The sequence below is a fragment of the Kosakonia sp. PSU_27 genome (assembly GCF_039409795.1).
GTDB lineage: Bacteria > Pseudomonadota > Gammaproteobacteria > Enterobacterales > Enterobacteriaceae > Kosakonia.
The window spans coordinates 467,619-485,494 of sequence record NZ_JBCIVK010000004.1; the positions used below are offsets into that span (position 1 = coordinate 467,619).

At 54.1% G+C, this 17,876-nt stretch carries 14 protein-coding genes; 1 reads left to right on the forward strand and 13 read right to left on the reverse strand.

The genetic code is table 11. From position 1 onward, the window contains the following. Positions 1-154: 154 nt before the first annotated feature. From mukB to cmoM, 4 genes are read right to left on the reverse strand one after another with little or no spacing between them, the layout of a single operon-like run. Positions 155-4,603, reverse strand: a complete 4,449-nt coding sequence (gene mukB, locus AAIG26_RS12370; RefSeq protein WP_343179945.1) for a chromosome partition protein MukB — start codon at positions 4,601-4,603, stop codon at positions 155-157. After that, positions 4,603-5,307, reverse strand: a complete 705-nt coding sequence (gene mukE / locus AAIG26_RS12375; protein ID WP_045506691.1) for a chromosome partition protein MukE — start codon at positions 5,305-5,307, stop codon at positions 4,603-4,605. The genes mukB and mukE overlap by 1 nt, the downstream gene beginning before the upstream one ends. Next, positions 5,288-6,610 (reverse strand): chromosome partition protein MukF, encoded by a 1,323-nt coding sequence (gene mukF, locus AAIG26_RS12380; RefSeq protein ID WP_020457245.1) that lies wholly within the window; start codon positions 6,608-6,610, stop codon positions 5,288-5,290. Before mukF ends, mukE begins: the two co-directional genes overlap by 20 nt. Beyond that, positions 6,603-7,397 (reverse strand): tRNA uridine 5-oxyacetic acid(34) methyltransferase CmoM, encoded by a 795-nt coding sequence (gene cmoM, locus AAIG26_RS12385; RefSeq protein WP_097406926.1) that lies wholly within the window; start codon positions 7,395-7,397, stop codon positions 6,603-6,605. The genes mukF and cmoM overlap by 8 nt, the downstream gene beginning before the upstream one ends. 118 nt (positions 7,398-7,515) lie before the next feature. Here cmoM and elyC point away from each other — a divergent pair, with 118 nt between their 5' ends. After that, positions 7,516-8,292, forward strand: coding sequence for an envelope biogenesis factor ElyC (gene elyC, locus AAIG26_RS12390; protein ID WP_343179946.1), 777 nt, complete (start codon positions 7,516-7,518; stop codon positions 8,290-8,292). On the opposite strand, the gene AAIG26_RS12395 is transcribed toward elyC, so the two are convergent. The 9 genes from AAIG26_RS12395 to ihfB form a co-directional block, all read right to left on the reverse strand. After that, positions 8,272-9,165 (reverse strand): YcbJ family phosphotransferase, encoded by an 894-nt coding sequence (locus AAIG26_RS12395; RefSeq protein ID WP_343179947.1) that lies wholly within the window; start codon positions 9,163-9,165, stop codon positions 8,272-8,274. The genes elyC and AAIG26_RS12395 overlap by 21 nt on opposite strands. Positions 9,166-9,301: 136 nt before the next feature. After that, positions 9,302-10,048: a 3-deoxy-manno-octulosonate cytidylyltransferase gene (gene kdsB / locus AAIG26_RS12400; protein ID WP_017456194.1), complete on the reverse strand. Its 747-nt coding sequence runs from the start codon at positions 10,046-10,048 to the stop codon at positions 9,302-9,304. Beyond that, positions 10,045-10,227, reverse strand: coding sequence for a protein YcaR (gene ycaR, locus AAIG26_RS12405; protein ID WP_020457241.1), 183 nt, complete (start codon positions 10,225-10,227; stop codon positions 10,045-10,047). The genes kdsB and ycaR overlap by 4 nt, the downstream gene beginning before the upstream one ends. Before the next feature lie 53 nt (positions 10,228-10,280). Beyond that, positions 10,281-11,510, reverse strand: coding sequence for a winged helix-turn-helix domain-containing protein (locus tag AAIG26_RS12410; RefSeq protein WP_343179948.1), 1,230 nt, complete (start codon positions 11,508-11,510; stop codon positions 10,281-10,283). 45 nt (positions 11,511-11,555) lie between these two features. Then, a complete protein-coding gene (gene lpxK, locus AAIG26_RS12415) occupies positions 11,556-12,533 on the reverse strand; it encodes a tetraacyldisaccharide 4'-kinase (protein WP_343179950.1) in 978 nt (325 codons plus the stop codon). Next, entirely contained in the window at positions 12,530-14,278 is a 1,749-nt protein-coding gene (msbA, locus tag AAIG26_RS12420) for a lipid A ABC transporter ATP-binding protein/permease MsbA (protein WP_343179952.1), read from the reverse strand. The genes lpxK and msbA overlap by 4 nt, the downstream gene beginning before the upstream one ends. A 36-nt stretch (positions 14,279-14,314) precedes the next feature. Further along, positions 14,315-16,579 carry a ComEC family protein gene (locus AAIG26_RS12425; protein ID WP_343179954.1) on the reverse strand — a complete coding sequence of 755 codons (2,265 nt, stop codon included), beginning with the start codon at positions 16,577-16,579 and terminating at the stop codon, positions 14,315-14,317. 231 nt (positions 16,580-16,810) lie between these two features. After that, positions 16,811-17,245 (reverse strand): IS200/IS605 family transposase, encoded by a 435-nt coding sequence (gene tnpA, locus AAIG26_RS12430; protein WP_343180332.1) that lies wholly within the window; start codon positions 17,243-17,245, stop codon positions 16,811-16,813. A gap of 181 nt (positions 17,246-17,426) precedes the next feature. Next, positions 17,427-17,711, reverse strand: coding sequence for an integration host factor subunit beta (ihfB, locus tag AAIG26_RS12435; protein ID WP_007374142.1), 285 nt, complete (start codon positions 17,709-17,711; stop codon positions 17,427-17,429). Between the last annotated feature and the right edge of the window lie 165 nt (positions 17,712-17,876).

Genomic DNA, 17,876 nt, shown 5'->3' on the forward strand with positions numbered 1-17,876 from the left:
GTGACAAATTCGTCACCTTTCTCTCAGTATATAAAGACAAAAAAGCATTTGCCTTCCCTAATGTAAAGAAGTTTAAAGATTAAACGCGGGCTGGCAATAGCTTTCGGCAAACAAAAAGGGCGACATTACTGTCGCCCTTTCGCATGCTACTTTCTTACGACGCATTCGCCGTGCCAGGAAGCGTTTCCGGAAGCTGAGCGGCAAAACCGCGCAGACCGACAACGTGCACATGCTCATGATTTTGCACGACTTTACGCACCAGTTTGTAGGTGGTGCCTTTTTCCGGGCTGATATTTTCCGGTGCCGCGATAATGAGCTGCATTTCCAGACGTTCGCACAGCTCAAACAGTGTTGCGATAGAGCGGGCGTCCAGACGTGCGGCTTCATCAAGGAACAGCAAGCGGCACGGAGAGATGTCTTTACCGCGCAGGCGACGCGCTTCATCTTCCCAACTCTGCACCACCATTACCAGAATCGACATCCCGGTACCAATCGCTTCACCGGTCGACAACGCACCAGATTCCGCGCGCAGCCAGCCGTCGGAACCACGGTTAACTTCTACTTCCATCTCAAGATAGTTGCGGTAGTCCAGCAACTCTTCGCCGATGGTTTGCGGCGTACGCTGACCCATATCGATTTGCGGATTCAGACGCTGATAAAGTTTCGCCAGTGCTTCCGAGAAGGTCAGGCGGCTGCTGTTAAACAGATCCTGATGCTGCTCGTGCTGCTCAGAAAGCACCGTCAACAATGTGGCATGGGTTTCCCGCACATTCACATTCAGACGCACGCTATTCACCTGGCCGAAGGAGACACTTTGCAGCCCCTGGTTCAGCATACGAATACGGTTCTGCTCGCGCTGAATGGTTTTGCGGATAATGTTCGCCACGCTGCGCGAGCTGATCGCCAGCTTCTGTTCACGGGACGTCAGCTCTTCCGTCAGGCGGCTAAGCTCGATCTCCATCTGTTCGATGGCTTCAACCGGATCATCGGTACGAATAATATCCTGGCGGATACGCTCACGCAGATGCTGGTACACCGCGACAAAAAACTGGATCTTACGCTCCGGTCGTTTCGGATCCTCGGAAAGACGCAGCACATCGCGTAAATGTTCGTTATCCGCAACTGCCGGACGCAGAGCACCGAGCGCCTTATCCGACATTGAGCGTAATTCATCGGCAGAAAGGTAGGCCAGCTCGCGGCGGTGCAGACGGCGTTCAACACCGCTGTCTTTCACCATGCGCATCACCGCGCACCATCCTGCTTTCGCGGTAACCACCTGTTCACGCATTTCATGGTAATCGCGTTCCAGACGCCGCAATTTACGCGTCAGGTTATCCATCTCCGCTTCGCAGAAGGTGATGGCTTTTTCCAGCTGGTTACGGCGTGCGCGGTTACCGGAGAGCTGTGCATGAAGCTCGTCCCGACGGATACGCGCCCGTTCTTCTGCTCCGCTGTCGGCGCGAACGCCAATATCCTGTAACTCTTTTTGCAGATCGTTGAGCAGCTCTTTTTTGGTATCGAACGAACTCTTCAGCGAAGCCAGTACCTGGTTGTACTGGCTGTATTGCGCGGCATGGCTACGCATCGCTTCACGCGCTTTGGTACGCTCCGCTTCTGCCTGTTCCAGGCGCTGGCGCAGTTTTTCGTTGAGATCGTTATTACCGTTAAACATTTCAGCGGCATCGGAGTAGCTGAAGTGCGCACGGCGCTGTACCACTTCCGCCAGGGCGAACGCTTGTTGGCGGGCATCACGCTGCACCTGCTGCGAGGTGGCATAATCTGCCTTTAACTGCTCAAACTGTTCCGGATCGCTTTGCAGTACGGAAACAACCGGTTCGAGTTTCGCCAGTTGATTGCCAAACTGCTGAATGAACCGCGCCGCTTCCTGCGCTTCGTCCAGGCGTTCCTGAATTTCATCCACGCGATCGGCAAGGGTATCGTCAGCCAGCAGATTAATACGCGGCAGCAAGCGGTTAAGCTGGGCAACGCCCTCTTTCGCCTGTTCGAACTGCACGCGGTTTTGCTGGTTGTCATTTTCATGGTTACTGATTGCGCGCTCCAGCTCGCCACGGCGGCTGCTGAGGGTGCGAATTTCCGCTTCCGGATCGTCCTCAAAGGCTACCGCCAGGTGGCTACCGATAAAGCGGCTGAATGCCTGATGCAGGCGCTGCGTTTTCTGTACATCAAAAGAGAGGGTGGCAAAACGCTCTGCCAGCGCTTCACGCTCTGCATGCAGGCTTTCGATACGGCTCTCGCGCGCCGCGCGGCCAAACAGCGGCAGCGTCGGGAAGCGTGAATAACGCCACTGGCGATCGGCGATTTTCACCACCACCGCTTTTTCCAGCTCATCAACGCTAAACACGCTGTCATCGAAGGATTGCGGGTCCCCTTCGATCAGATAGAGATCTTCCGGGCAGTCTTCCAGACCTTCCAGCATTTCGGCGACCTGCGACAGATCCGGCACCACAATCGCATGACGCGATGGCCCGTATAGCGCAGAGTAATACGGCGCATCGTCAATGCTGACATCGTCATAGATTTCCGACAGCAGTACACCGCCAAAACGCTCCGCCAGCGCATTGAGACGGCCATCTTCTGCACCGCCAGGCTGGCTTAAACGTTCGATTTCATCATCGACAGCGCGTTTACGCGCGCCCACTTCATCGCGCTCAACGATGGCTTCGCGCTCACGCTCAAGCAGTTGTTGCAGATACTCTGTCACGTCCTGCCCGGACTCGAACTGCTCACCGCTTTGCTCGCACAGTTGCGTCAGATTGCTCTGCGCCGCCAGCCATATCGGCGCACGTTTGGTCAGCGATTGAATACGAGACTGTAATTGTTCCAGTTCCTGACGCATCGCCATGCGCTGCTCACCAGCGGCGGAAACGTTGTCAGAGAGTGCGGCGATTTGCGCTTCCAGTTCCTGATGCAGCGCTTCAAGATCGTCTGCGTCATACTGTTTGCCCTGGCGCTTGCAGAACTCAGCCAGCAAACGCTCGGCATCCTGCTGCTCACGCAGACGCTGTTCCAGCTCATTCAGACGCATACGCAGCGGCTGTAACTGCTCGGCCAGATGGCGCTGGTTAACGCCATCCCGCAGCAGCTCACGCGCCACATCCCAGGCTTCGTTACGCGCCAGCGGGCCGTTAATCGCTGCTACCAGTTGGTACGCCTGCTCGAACTGGCTGTGCGCGGTTTGCGCCACGCTTAATTTCTGATCCAGCGACAGCAGTTTTTCCGTCGCTTCCTGCTCTTTCGCCTGGAAAGTTTCCAGCCATTCGTCGGCGCTTTCAGGCGTCAAATCCGGCAGGTTGCATAACTCTCTTGCTCGCTGTAACGCTTGCAGCGCCTGGTTGTACTGAATGGCGCGAGTTTGCTGGACATCCAGCGCTTGCTGGTAATCGGCAAGCTGGCTTTTCAGCTCATCCACTTCAAGCTCGGCGGCTTCCGCGCGGGCTTCGTTCTCTTCCTGACGCTCGGCGGCTTCGGCCACCACTTCATGCTGCTCTTCAAGACGAACTTGCAATTCGTCGAGATCCGCTTCGTAGCGCTCGATTTTTTCCTGCTGGCGCAGCGCGGTTTGCACCAGATTCAGGTGATCGCTGGCGGCCTGATAGTCGGCCTCCAGATCCCCTTCCGCACCGCTATGCTCGGAGAGTTCGCGCGCCATATCGACATGCTTATACTGCTCTGCCGCCAGTTGCTGGCGCGAGGTAAACAGATCGCGACGAAACTCGAGCGCTTTGTCCAGATGCACCCGCCGTTCGTTGGCGTGGCGCATATAGTCCGCCGCCACATAGTTGGTGGCTTCGCTGATGAGATGCTTAAACAGATCGCGATCCGACTGAGTCACGCGAATCGCTTCCAGCGTCATGCGGTTTTCACGCAGTGCCGCTTCCATATCCTGGAACGCTTTGCGCACGCCGCTGTTTTCCGGCAGCAAATAGTCGCGCAGCGAACGGGTAATGGCGCTGGAGATCCCGCCGTACAGCGAAGCCTCAATCAGACGATAGAACTTGCTACGATCCGAGGCCGAACGTAAACGACGCGCGACAATCCCTAAGTCAAACATCAGCGCATGATAATCGGTGATGGAGTTGAACTGCTTGAACTGCACCCCTTCCATCGTATCCAGCTTGTCTTTCACTTCCTGCAGAGAAAGCACGCGCGCCTGACGCTCATTCAGCGTTTCCGTCAACAGCTGCGTTGGCAGCATCGAGGTAGGCAAGCCCTGAATCGCAAACGGTTTGATATCCACTTTGCGGTCGCGACCGGCGACCTGTTGCAAACGCACCCCCACCAGCACGCGCTGATGGCGGGAGTTGATCACATCCAGCACCGAGTAACAGACACCGGCTTTCAATTTACCGTGCAAGCCTTTATCACGCGAACCCGAGGTCGCACCCGCTTCGGTGGTGTTACGGAAGTGCAGCAGCGTCAAATCCGGAATCAATGCCGTAACAAAAGCGGCCATTGTGGTCGATTTGCCGGCACCGTTGCCCCCGGAGAGTGTTGTCACCAGCTCATCCAGGTCAAACGTACGGGCAAAAAAGCCGTTCCAGTTAATCAGCGTCAGCGAACGAAATTTACCGCGATCAATCATTACTCTTCCTCCGAGCTATCCGGCTGATTATCTTCAGGCTCATCATTGAGCTGCAGATGGTTTTCGACAGGCATCGCTTCACCGTCGCGGATCATGCGCAGCTGCGCTTCACGCGCATCATCGCCCGAGCGCACATCGGCGCCAAAGCGGAACACGGACTCCGTGATACGGAACTTGCTGCTGTCGTTACCCATAAACCAGATCATGCCGAGACGGCGCAGGCGGTTCAGCGAAGAGCGTACCTTTTCCTGCAGCTTTTGTCGGTCAAGATCGGAACCGGTAGAACGGTTATTCACCAGCTTCAGCAGCTTCGCTTCATCCGCCAGCGACAACAGCTCGTCGTAAAGCTCCTGCTGGGTGAAGATCCCTTCATTTGCCAGACGCTCCGGGCTGAGATAGAGATAGCAAAGAATTTTACCCACCATCATATCCAGCTCGGAAAGCACCGAGCGCGGGATAAGCGTGGTGGAGCGCGGGCGCAGATAGAAAAAACCTTCCGGTGCGCGGATCAGCTCAACGTTGTAGCGCGCGTAAAACTCTTCCAGATACTCCTGGAAATCCATTAAAAAAGCGTGATTGTCCAGCTCGTCGAGGCCGATATGTCGCCCTGAGCGCAATGCGCTGTCCAGTGCCGGAAACAGAGAGTTAGCCAACGCCTGTGCCAGTTTAACCGGCATCACTTGTTCAATATTTGTCGATGACATGCGCCTGTACCTTGGCTCCGTAATCATTAATCGGCTGCCACTTCGGCGGCAGTCCGGTGAAATCTGCTTGCGCTACGCCAAGACGTACCGCCTGATCAACCACGATGCGCGCGATGTCGAAATGACGAACACGCGGATATTGCGCCAGATACTCGCGCGCTACCAGGCCGAGATCCAGCGGCACGCCTTTGGTCTTATAAATTGCCAGTTGCTGCTCAATAAGCGCCGCCAGCTGTTCGCGAATTTCGTTAAACTCTTCGTACTCCAGATCCGGCGGCAACTCACCTGTGACTTCTTCATCACGCAGCGCCATCTCTTCATCGCGCATGTCCAGCAGCCTGTCGGCGCTGGCGTAGGTTAACGCCCACGGCGCATCGAAATAGGATTGTACCGACTGACGCAAACGCTGGGCAAAGACGCGGTTCTTATCCATATCGATAGCGGTACGGATAAATTTGTGTACGTGGCGATCGTAACCAATCCACAGATCGATGGCCTGCTGGCCCCAGCTCACAATACGATCCAGCTTACTTTGCAGGTTGAAGACCAGTTGATCGAGGAACTCGAGATCATCGCGCCCAAGGGTCGCATCCTGAATGCTCAACAGGTTGGTCTGCAATTTATCCCCGGCGGCATCGAGCGTATCCTGCAGTTCGCGTAACGTACCGGAGGTTTCAGACAGCAGCAATTCACAACTGGAGATGGCCGCGCGCCAGTCTTTATTCAGCAGTTGTGCAATATCATCTTTGACCTGTTGCTGCTGTTCATCCATCAGGCGCTGAGTCAGATCGATGCTGTCAAAAATCTCCGCGACCGAGTATTTCAGCGGCGCGTAAACATTGCGATGCCAGTGAAATTCGTCCCCGCCTTCCTGTGCCGCATCTGCGGCGCGTTTTAACTCGCTGGCCACAATGGAAAGCTGCATAGAAAGACGCAGCGTGGAGAACTCGCGCTGGCGAATGTAGTAATCAGTAATGCCAATGCCCAGCGGCGTCAGACGGTAGATGGCATTGCCCTCCACCAGCTCACTGGTAAAGCGATTTAACAACCGCTGGCGCACCAGGTCGTTTATGGCGTTATTCGCGCGCTGAGTAATGGTTTCACTGGTTTGCTCGAACGCATCGCTCACGTGGCGAAAGGCATCGACCAGTTCACCTTCGTTCATTTCCCCATCCAGACGCTCACCATTGAGCGTGGCGATGGCCAGCAAAAAAGAGAGCCTGTCGACCGGCAGCGAGATGGAGAAATCATTTTTCCTGGCCCAGGCAACCAGTTCGGGGACTGTCTGGGAAAATTCACTCATCGTTTGTCCTTTCATCGATTTGCGGCTTAAGCGCGGTCACGTGAATATAGCGGCCAAGGCTAATATAGGGTTCCTGGCGGCAATAGCGTGTTTCCAGTTCAAGTAACGCGTCAAAGCAGTCATGCTGCTGGTGTTTTTCGCGCAAATAATCGTGAAACACGCGCACACCCGTTTTGCCCGTTATCTGCCAGCCAATCTGTTCGAGCCAGCCATAAACATCCGCAGGAGCACGCGGAAAATCCGGGGAAAGGGTACGTTTTTTGCGCTTCGGCATGCCGACTTTCACATAGTCAAAATTTCCTGCCACCATATTGTGCATCAGCAAGCCGTCGGCATTGTAAAACATCAATGACAACGCGCCGCCGGGACGCAACACCGACCACAATATTTGCAATACAGGAACCGGTTCTGCGACCCATTCCAGCACAGCATGGAACAATATCAGATCAACTGGCGATTCCAAATGCTGAGCAACGTCCTGAACGGCGCATTGTATAAAATGCATGTTACCGCTCACACCTTTCTCTTCTGCCGCCGCCTGGGCACGTGTGATCATCGCTTTCGACACATCACAGAGCGTGACGTGATGACCCAACTGCGCCATGCGAATCGCCGTCTGGCCTTCCCCACCGCCAGCATCCAGCACACGCAATGGCTGGTTGCCCATCCGGGCCAACAGTGCATCAAGATCCTGCCACAGAATCGCCTGACGTAGCTGACCTTTAGTCGTGCCGTAGATGTTGCGCGAGAACTTCTCGGCAATATCGTCGAAATTGCGATCCTTCATGGGTGCTCCACGCTCCTGGCAAAACCGCTATTTTGTCACAGCCGTGCCGATAATGAACCCATCTGGTGTAAGATCGGCGCAAAAGGCCTGCTATATGGTCAAAAAGGAGACGGATACGGTGCTTTTTACTCTCAAAAAATACATCGGCGGCCTGATGCTGCCTCTGCCTTTTTTGCTTTTGCTGATCGGGCTGGGCATTGCGCTGATCTGGTTTAGCCGCTGGCAGAAAACCGGCAAAGTCCTTATCAGCGTCGGGTGGCTGGTTTTATTGCTGTTAAGTATGCAGCCCGTTGCCGATCGCTTTTTACAACCGATTGAAGACACCTATCCCACCTGGCGCGGTACGCAGCCGGTAAAATACATCGTGATTCTCGGTGGTGGTTATACCTGGAACGATGCGTGGGCACCGAGTTCAAACCTGATTAATAACAGCCTGCCGCGTCTGACGGAGGGCATTCGTCTGTGGCAGGCCAACCCTGGTTCGAAAATGATCTTTACCGGTGCGGCGGCGCAAACCAACCCGGTCAGCACCGCGGAAGCTGGCGCACGCGTCGCTGAAAGCCTGGGCGTGCCGCGTAGCGCCATCATAACGCTGGATCAACCGAGAGATACCGAGCGGGAAGCGCTCGCGGTGAAACAGGCGATTGGCGATGCGCCTTTCCTGCTGGTGACTTCAGCGTCTCATCTGCCACGCGCAATGATTTTCTTCCAGCATGCTGGCCTGCATCCATTGCCCGCGCCGGCAAACCAGCTGGCAATTGCCTCACCGCTTAATCCGTGGGAACGCATTATCCCATCCCCGGTGTGGCTGATGCACAGCGACCGGGTGGGTTATGAAACGTTAGGGCGTCTCTGGCAGTGGCTGAAAGGCAGCTCAGACCAGCCAGGGGAGTAGGGATTTCGAGGCAAGATCGAAGTTAGCGCGGTTAAACCGTCCGGTATTCACCAACTGCGCCACTTCATCCCATAACAGGTAGAGCCAGCGCCGCCACAGGAAGGATTCCGCAACCGGCGCGCGCTGGAGATAATGCCAGAGCAATCCTTCTGCCTGCGCACCTTCCACCAGCCGGAACAGTTCATATTCGCGCGGCGCCCAGAGCATAATGCCAGGCCCAACCATTGCCAGTAACTGGTCGCTGCGGGCATCCTTCAACATACTGCGCAAGTTAAAGCTGCCATGCACCAGCACACAGTTATCGTTAAAACCATCAAACAGCGCGGGCAGGCACTCGCGAGTACGAAACAGCACGCGCTTATCCTGCATCGTCAACCCGGTATTGTGATACTGGTTGAGCGTGGTCCACAGCACTTCCACGCGCTGGCGATACCAGGAAGGCCAGATATTTTCCTGGGTACTGTCAACGGTGCCAACGCAACCGTGGCTATCCTGGCGGTGCCAGAAAAGTAATGCATCAACGATTTGATCTTTGAGCTGCTCCCAGCGCTCAGGCGTACGCGCTGGCGCTTCAACCGGTACGCCGCGCAGGCGTTCGATGAGCAGCACATCCGGCCCCGGATGCTCTTCATGCGTCATGACACCATAAACAACTGGCATGCGAACAGCCCCGCCGCGCGCCAGCATTGATATCTTCCAGGCTAACTGTCGCGCAATGCCAGGCGTTGAGAAGCTTCGTGCCAGCAGCGGCATCGGATTCCCCTGGCTGTCATACAGCGCCCAGAGTGCGGAATCCGGCTTTTCGCTGACGCACTCCATGCGGCTCAGTTTTTCACCCAACAGATGACTCAGTTCAGCGCGCAGTTGTTCCATAGCAGATTGCCCTCACAAAGATGACTGCTTTTATAATGAGCGCCGATAGCATAGATGTCATCCTGATGAGATCAAAACAGCATAAGAATTTCGCCGGCCAGCGGCAAATCCCCTCCGGCTGGAGGGGATGGAGGGATTAACGCAGCTCCTGGCGGACGCGCGCCAGATCTTCCGGGGTATCTACACCGGTTCCCGGCACCACACTGGCAACGGCAACGTGGATTTTCTCGCCGTACCAGAGCACACGCAGTTGCTCCAGCATCTCTATCTGTTCAAGCGGGCTGGTTTGCCAGCTGACATAACGGCGGATAAAACCGGCGCGATAGCCATAAATGCCGATATGGCGCAGGAAGGTATCGCCAATCGTCTCGCGAGATTGTGCGAAACGGTCGCGATCCCAGGGGATCGTGGCGCGGGAGAAGTAGAGCGCGTAACCCTCGGCGTCCATCACCACTTTCACCGCGTTCGGGTTGAACGCCTCTTCTGCGCTGTGAATCGGTACCGCCAGCGTTGCCATTCCAACATCACGCGCGGCAAGATTTTCTGCCACCTGGCGAATAATCGCCGGCGGGATCATGGGTTCATCACCCTGCACATTGACGATGACGGTATCGTCGCTAAAACCGCATTTTTCCACGACTTCGGCAAGGCGTTCAGTGCCGGACTGATGATCGGCGCGAGTCATACAGACTTCACCGCCAACCGCCTGGACCGCATGCATCACCTCTTCGTTGTCCGTCGCCACGATAATACGCTCAGCGCCGGATTCACGGGCGCGCTCCAGCACATGCACCACCATGGGCTTACCGTTAATGTCGACTAAAGGTTTGCCGGGCAAGCGAGTGGAAGCATAACGCGCGGGAATGATAACAACGAAACTCATGGCCGGCTCTCTTCGGCAGTTAATGAACGAGCTTCGGTTTCCAGTAATACCGGAATACCGTCCCGCACCGGATAGGCGAGGCTGTCGATTTTGCAGATTAGTTCTTGTTTATCCTGGGTGTAATTCAGTTTGCCGTTACACACCGGGCAGGCAATAATTTCAAGTAAACGGTGATCCATCTTTCCTCCTGATACACCGATAATTAACGGTTTAAGCTTATCATATTCATTTCTTACGCCGCGTCTATTTCCAGCCCGGCGCGGCATGCGGCAAATAACCCCGCAGGCAGTCGCGAGAAAGTGACCCGCGACGCCCCCTGCCAGCGGGCAAAGTCGGTAATCGCGCCTAGCAACCCCTTTTCCAGCGAATGCCCGGGTTTAACGCCATCTTCCAGATACAGGGCAATAATCTCCAGTATGCCCGCTTTACGGTGCATTTTTGCATCCATACGCCCCACCAGTCGCCCACGATGCAACAATGGCAACACAAAATAGCCAAATTGTCGTTTCGGGGCCGGGGTATAGCACTCCAGACGGTAGCTAAAATCGAACAGTTGTTCGGCCCGTTTACGATCCCAGACTACGGGATCAAACGGTGAAAGCACCGCGCTGTGAGTAGCGACAAGTTTGCCAGCCTGCGCCTGTTCAAGCAGCGGCAATAAGGAGGCATGCAGCCAGGCCGGACCTATCTTTTCTACATTGACGGGATAAATGGTTCCCGCCTCCTGCATCTTCTCCAGCACTAACGGTAATGCTACGTTCCGCAAGCGGTAGTAATCCGCCAGCCACTGGGCGCGAAACAGTCCTAAACTGCGAGCGCTGTTTTCCAGCATCTGGTACTCCGCAGCATCCTGTGAGAGCAGATCGCGAGCATCATCCCAGTGCGGCACAACACGCTGCGTTAAATCATAAACACGCTGAAAATTGCGACGTTCCACCACCATCACTTTTCCGGCCGTAAATAGCCCTTCCAGATGCCGCTTATGCGGCTTCCACTCCCACCAGCCGCTGGCACCTTTACGTGGATGTTCAAAATCTGCTGAACGCACCGGACCATTTTGCGCAATATGTGCAATGAGCTGCTCTATTTCCGCCACATGTTCCTGCATCCACGCTTCGCGATACTTCCAGCCCATTTTATCTGGCGCCAGCATGCGATGGCGCACCAGCGCAAAATCTTCACGCGGCAGAAAACAGGCTTCATGCGCCCAGTACTCCATCAGGTCACCGTTGCGTAGCGCGTCATCAAGCCAGTGCTGTGGGTAGTGCCCAAGGCGGCTAAAAAGCACCAGATAAGGGCTGCGGGCAACAATATTGATGGTGTCAATTTGCAACAGCGACATGCGCTGAATAGTGGAGAGAATATCGCCCGGTTTTGCCCGACGGGAAGGTTTATGTAATAGCCCCTGGGCTGCGAGATGCAGATGACGGGCAGCAGTCAACGAAAGTTGTGGCACGGACATGGAGGTTCCTGTTTATCTAACAGGGCGCAGCCGATGCAACAACCGTCAGCGCGCCAGAGTGAACAATTCCTGTAGTAATTTTTGCGCCAGCTCACCCTCGAGCTGTGCGTCTACAGGCAAATACCACCAGTTATCCTCAGCAAATGACCGACACTTTACCGCGTCTTTTTCGGTCATCACCAGTGTCTGCCCCGGTTTCACCAGTGGCTTTACCTCATGCAGCGATAACGCCTGATGATCGGCAAGCGCTACCGTTTTTTGCAGCGTTGCACCACACTCGGTGAGAGTAGCAAAGAAACGCAGCGGATGGCCGATTCCTGCCATCGCAACGATATTGGTCAGTGTGTGAACGTCACGGCGTTCGCCGGTACGCAGATTAACAGCCAGTCCAGGGCGCAAACGCATCGGGATCTCTTCCGCTCTGGCTACACCGCCGTTGGTAATGATGGCATCCACACTTTTTAAACGCGACGCCCGCTCACGCATCGGCCCTGCGGGCAACCACCAGCCATTGCCAAAACGCCTGACGCCATCAACAACGACAATTTCCTTATCACGCGCCAGCTTATAATGTTGCAAACCGTCATCCGTAATGATCAGTTGTACCGGGTATTGCGCAAGAATCGCACTGACGGCGTCGCTTCTGACGGGAGAAACCGCAACCGGCGCGCCAGTGCGTTGATAAATCAGTACCGGTTCATCCCCGGCCTGAGCTGTAGTGGTTTCGGGTGTCAGCACGAGCGGATAACGATCTGCTTTACCACCGTAGCCACGCGACACCACGCCAACACATATGCCACGCTGCTGTAGTTGCTCCACCAACCAGATGACAACAGGCGTTTTACCGTTGCCGCCTGCCGTCAGATTGCCAACGACCACAACAGGAACCGGTGCACGCCAGGATTTTTTTAAACCAATGCGATAGGCGAGACGAATGGCACCACTCACCAGGCCGTAAAGCCAGGAGAGCGGTAGCAACAGTAGCCACAGCGGGGATTCACCGGACCAGATGCGTGCAATCATTCGCCAAACTGCATTTTGTGAAGCTGAGCATAGACCCCACGTTGTTCCAGCAGATCCGCATGGGTGCCACGTTCAACGATACGGCCATCTTCCACCACCACAATTTCGTCGGCCTGTTCGATGGTCGACAAACGGTGAGCAATCACCATTGAGGTACGGTTCTTTTGCAGCTCGTTCAGTGCGGCCTGAATGGCTCGTTCAGATTCGGTATCGAGCGCCGAGGTCGCTTCATCAAGAATGAGGATCGGGCTGTCGCGCAGCAGCGCGCGGGCAATCGCAATGCGCTGGCGCTGACCGCCTGAAAGCAGCACGCCGTTTTCCCCAATCACCGTATCCAGCCCTTCATCCATCTTATTGATAAAGTCGTAGGCATAGGCCATTTTCGCTGCTTGCTCAATCTCTTCGCGGCTGTACTGTTCGGTACGTGCGTAAGCGATGTTATTGGCAACCGTATCATTAAACAGATGTACGTTTTGCGACACCAGCGCAACCTGGTCACGCAACGACGTGAGCTTATATTCACGTAAGTCGTGACCATCCATCAGGATCTGGCCTTCGTCAACGTCATAAAAACGCGTGATCAGGCTTGCCAGCGTCGATTTACCCGAGCCAGAACGCCCTACCAGTGCGACGGTTTTGCCCGCCGGAATCGTCAGGTTGATATTGCGCAAGGCTGGCGTTTCACGCCCCGGATAGGTGAAGGTCACGTTGCGAAACTCAATATCACCGCGCGCACGTTCAATCACCCGCGTGCCTTCGTCTTTTTCTTGCTCGCTATCCAGAATCGCAAACAGTGTCTGGCATGCCGCCATACCACGCTGGAACTGAGCATTGACGTTGGTCAGGGATTTCAACGGGCGCATAAGCGCGATCATCGAAGAAAAGACAACGGTGATAGTACCCGCACTCAAGGTGGACATTACGCTTGGAAAGCTGGCGGCATACAGCACAAACGCCAGCGCCAGTGACGCAATAAGCTGGATAACAGGATCGGAAATAGACGATGCCGAGACCATTTTCATGCCCTGCAAGCGCATCTTGTTGCTGACTTTATCAAAACGGCTGGTTTCTACTTCCTGGCCGCCAAACATCAGCACTTCTTTATGCCCTTTCAGCATCTGCTCCGCACTGGTGGTCACCTGCCCCATCGTGTTTTGCATATTTTTACTGATGTTACGAAAGCGTTTGGAAACCACGCGAATCGCTATCGAAACGATCGGCGCCAGCACAATGAGAATCAACGAGAGCTGCCAACTGTACCAGAACATCATGATAAACAAGCCGATGATCGATGCCCCCTCACGCACAACAGTAATCAATGCGCTGGAGGACGAGGAAGCGACCTGTTCAGAATCATAGGTAATACGTGAAAGTAAAGTGCCTGTAGATTGCTTATCAAAAAATGAGACCGGCATGCCCATCATATGGCTGAACAGGCGACGGCGCATGGTCATCACCACCTTTCCGGAAACCCAGGAAATGCAGTAACTAGAGATGTAGCTGGTGATGCCTCGCAGGATCATCAGCCCAATAACCACCAGCGGCATCCACAGCAGCACAGAGCGGTCGGTTTTACCAAAACCATCATCCAGTAACGGTTTGAGCAGCGATAACATAAAGGTATCGCTGGCTGCGTTGAGGATTAACGCTATCCCCGACACGATCAGACCCGCTTTGAAAGGCGCAATAGTTGGCCATAATCGGCGGAATGTCTGCCACGTGGAGAGATCTTTGTCGTTATGCATTCAAAAAACCAGCACTTGTTGAAATAGCCGCATATTCTACCCGTTATCACTGGGGACGCCAAACCACTGATGATACCAACGCGGTAAAAGTTGATCTCGTAAGCTATGGATTTCCCAGCCCTGTGGCGTAAACGATACCGTTAACTGCCCTTGATGCGGTGTGTCGTACCAGCGATACCCTTGTTCACGGTAGCGGTCGATCACCTTTATTGAGGGAAATCGCCAGGCGTTGTAACGCGACGCCGACGCCAGTGCTGCTTCGCCGCCAATTCGCTGCACAAACGGCAGCGATGATGAACTATTGCTTCCATGATGAGGCACTTGCACTAGTGTAGACTGCAAATGCGTCCAGTAGTGGCTCAGCATCGCCATCTCACCTGCCGCTTCAATATCGCCTGTGAGCAGGAAGCTGTGTTGACCGTCATCGACTCTGACTACGCAAGAACGGTTGTTTCCTTTCGTCCCGGTACCGCTTAGCGGCCAATGAACGGTAAATGTTAATCCCTGCCATTGCCATTGCTGACCACGAAAGCATGGTTGATGTGCAGCCCAACCCAGCGGGCTACGGATCCATAATGCCGGCCAGGTTTCCAGCAAGGAGTCCAGGCCACCGCGATGATCCAGATGTTCATGACTCAAAATAACGCCTTCGGGCTGCAAAGCATGCCAACGCAGCCATGGAATAATCAACTGTTGTCCACTATCGCCGCCCGGCCACGCGACGCCAGTGTCATAAAGTATCGCTTTGCCATTACGTTCAATCACCATTGCCAGGCCCTGCCCAACGTCCAGCATATGCACTGCCCAAACTCCTTGCCGTTCAGTGCGCCAGAATGGCAGAGTAAGCAATGTCAGGCATACCAGACACAGCGCCGGTACGTTCCGCCATAAATGCAAACGCCAAACGATCAGCGCCAGCCACGGCAACCAGGCCAGCCACTGCCAGCGCATATCCACATTAAGCCAACCGGCAGGTAGCCAGTGCAGAAAAGCAAACAGGAAATCCAGTGTCTTATCTGCAAGGTACCAGCAAGCCAATTCCCCCGTCACAGGACCAATCAAGTGCAGCAACATTCCCAGTAAAATGAGCGGTACGGTAATAAACGTTACCAACGGAATAGCCAATAAATTTGCAGCTAGTGAACTCAGACTTATGCCGTGGAAAATTGATAACTGCACAGGAAGCAGCAATAACGTCATCCCTACTTGTAGATGAAGCAAATTGATACTGTCCTGGACCAGCTTAGTATGTTGTTTTATTGAGGCTGGTAGCCATTGATACCAAAACAGCAGCGCGGCTACTGCGAAAGCGGACAGCCACAGACTGGTTGATAGCACGGCGAGGGGATCGGTGAATAAGATAGCGGCAATGCAACAAAGCCATACCTGCCAGGGCGACCACAATCGCCCGGATAGCCGTAACGCGGCCCAGACGCTAAGAGAAATAGCGGTACGCAATGCAGGAGGCTGTAGACCAGTCAGACAGGCGTAGCTTATTGCAAACCCTACGCCAGTAAGCAAGGGTAAACGCCAGCCAATCCAGCCGCCGGGAAAGAAAAATTGCACACTACGAACAACCAGCCAGCCCAACATTGCCGCCAGAGCAATATGTAGCCCTGATATCGCCATTAAATGCGCCGTACCAGTTTGCCGCATGATCTCTTTAACACTGGCATCCAGCGTTGTGCGCTCGCCCATCCCTAACGCCAGTATCACCTGCTGCCAGGGGTATGTATTCAGCGTTTCGGTTAGTGATTGCAGGTAGCGCGCGTGCCATGTGCACTGGGGGTCGCTCAGACGGGCATCCATAAAACGGCCACTCAGCGGCTGATGGGAAGTTATTGCATAACGCTGCGAGTCGAAGCCCCCATCATTCAGTTGCCCGTGGACGGCACGTGCTCTAATCGTCATTATCCATCGCTGGCCAGTACAAACTGGCTCCGGCAAATACTGGCCATAGAAGCTTATTCCTGCTGACGGAAACAGGCGTTTACCGTCCAGACGAGTGATTTTGCCCCAGTGCCGGGTCATATGATCCGTATCGGTAATTACCACTTCTGCCTGGTGATTCGCTCCAGGTAGATGCTCGCCAGGCCAGACTGCCTGCATTGCTGACAGCACTCCCCATGCGAATGCAAGTAATGTGACTGCACAATAACGAAACAGGCGGGAACGAAAACACGCAAACAGACATCCGATGGCAATCAGAAACCACACATACCCTGGGGTTGGTAGTGAAGGCATCCACTGTAATGGCAAAATGCCAATTATCAGGCATATAGCTAATGCCGGTAACGTCATGCATACCTCCTTGTTGCGTGGAGAGTATGCCCGCTGTCGCCAGGACTTTCTGTTTGGAATAGCTGTTTTGCGGTACAGGCTGGTGGCTTTCGACGCTCTTACAGGGCATCTGCAAAATTGTGCGAAGTAGCTTCAGAAATAAAGAGGTCAGAGAAGTAAAAGACCACCTTCTTAGAAGGTGGCTTTTGAGAATGCCCCCTGTAAGGGGAGGCTATTGTCACTTTCCGCTTACTACTCTAGCAATTCCATTTGCTGTTCATGTATTTGTTCCGTTTTCTCCTGATGCCTCACATATCGTCTGATAATTTCCTCGTTCACACCGACAGTATCTACAAAGTAGCCACGTGACCAAAAGTGGTTACCCCATAGCTTTTTTCGTATATGTGGGAAACGATTGTAGAGTCTGATTGCGCTGCGGCCTTTCAGATGCCCCATCAGAGTTGATATCGAGATTTTCGGCGGGACTATTACGACCAGATGTACATGATCTGGCTGAACATTTAGCTCCAGAACCTCACAATCCTTTATTCCGCAGAGAATGTAGATTGTCCTGTAAAGTTCCTTGCCCAACTTATCTTTCAGGATCATGAAACGGTACTTTGGCGTCCAGACTATGTGATATTTGCAACGCCAATATACATGTGATGAACTCCTGTAAAGCCCCATGTCGGTTTGTCTCCTTTTACTTGTGGTGAGTAAGCGGAGATATTCCGGCATGGGCATTCTTCAGGCTATAGCCTTACAGGATCAATCACCACCTCCCCAGGAGGTGGTTTAAGGGTAACAACAAAAAAAGCACCCACAGGTGCTTTCTTCGTCGAAGTGAATTTCAGCGTGTAGCTAAAAATTACTCATAAATATTGGCGCGGTCGCGTAATTCTTTACCCGGTTTAAAGTGCGGAACGTATTTTCCTTCCAGATCCACTTTATCGCCTGTTTTCGGGTTACGCCCGGTGCGAGGTGCACGATAGTGCAGAGAAAAACTGCCGAAACCGCGGATCTCAATGCGCTCGCCCTGGGCAAGAGTAGAGGCCATATGCTCCAGCATCTCTTTTACAGCATCTTCCACAGCTTTAGCCGGAATATGCGACTGCTGGCTTGCAAGTCTTTCAATCAATTCTGACTTGGTCATGATTCCTCCGGTTTCCTTCAACGCAAAATTAGCTTTACTAGCTTTAACAAGGGCGGCCGTAGCCGCCCTTTGTCATTGATTACAGGACGAATCCTGTGATCTGTCAAGTAACTCATCATCGTTCACGCTGCAGCCGTGTGACTTACGTCCTGGTACAGCGTAAAG

Excerpts from the sequence above, each read along its gene's own strand:
- mukE (WP_045506691.1), bottom strand. The coding sequence starts at position 5,307 with ATGTCATCGACAAATATTGAACAAGTGATGCCGGTTAAACTGGCACAG.
- ycaR (WP_020457241.1), bottom strand. The coding sequence starts at position 10,227 with ATGGATCACCGTTTACTTGAAATTATTGCCTGCCCGGTGTGTAACGGC.
- lpxK (WP_343179950.1), bottom strand. The coding sequence starts at position 12,533 with ATGATTGCACGCATCTGGTCCGGTGAATCCCCGCTGTGGCTACTGTTG.
- mukB (WP_343179945.1), bottom strand. The coding sequence starts at position 4,603 with ATGATTGATCGCGGTAAATTTCGTTCGCTGACGCTGATTAACTGGAAC.
- tnpA (WP_343180332.1), bottom strand. The coding sequence starts at position 17,245 with ATGGGGCTTTACAGGAGTTCATCACATGTATATTGGCGTTGCAAATAT.
- msbA (WP_343179952.1), bottom strand. The coding sequence starts at position 14,278 with ATGCATAACGACAAAGATCTCTCCACGTGGCAGACATTCCGCCGATTA.
- kdsB (WP_017456194.1), bottom strand. The coding sequence starts at position 10,048 with ATGAGTTTCGTTGTTATCATTCCCGCGCGTTATGCTTCCACTCGCTTG.
- AAIG26_RS12395 (WP_343179947.1), bottom strand. The coding sequence starts at position 9,165 with ATGGAACAACTGCGCGCTGAACTGAGTCATCTGTTGGGTGAAAAACTG.
- cmoM (WP_097406926.1), bottom strand. The coding sequence starts at position 7,397 with ATGAAGGATCGCAATTTCGACGATATTGCCGAGAAGTTCTCGCGCAAC.
- ihfB (WP_007374142.1), bottom strand. The coding sequence starts at position 17,711 with ATGACCAAGTCAGAATTGATTGAAAGACTTGCAAGCCAGCAGTCGCAT.
- AAIG26_RS12425 (WP_343179954.1), bottom strand. The coding sequence starts at position 16,579 with ATGACGTTACCGGCATTAGCTATATGCCTGATAATTGGCATTTTGCCA.
- AAIG26_RS12410 (WP_343179948.1), bottom strand. The coding sequence starts at position 11,510 with ATGTCCGTGCCACAACTTTCGTTGACTGCTGCCCGTCATCTGCATCTC.
- mukF (WP_020457245.1), bottom strand. The coding sequence starts at position 6,610 with ATGAGTGAATTTTCCCAGACAGTCCCCGAACTGGTTGCCTGGGCCAGG.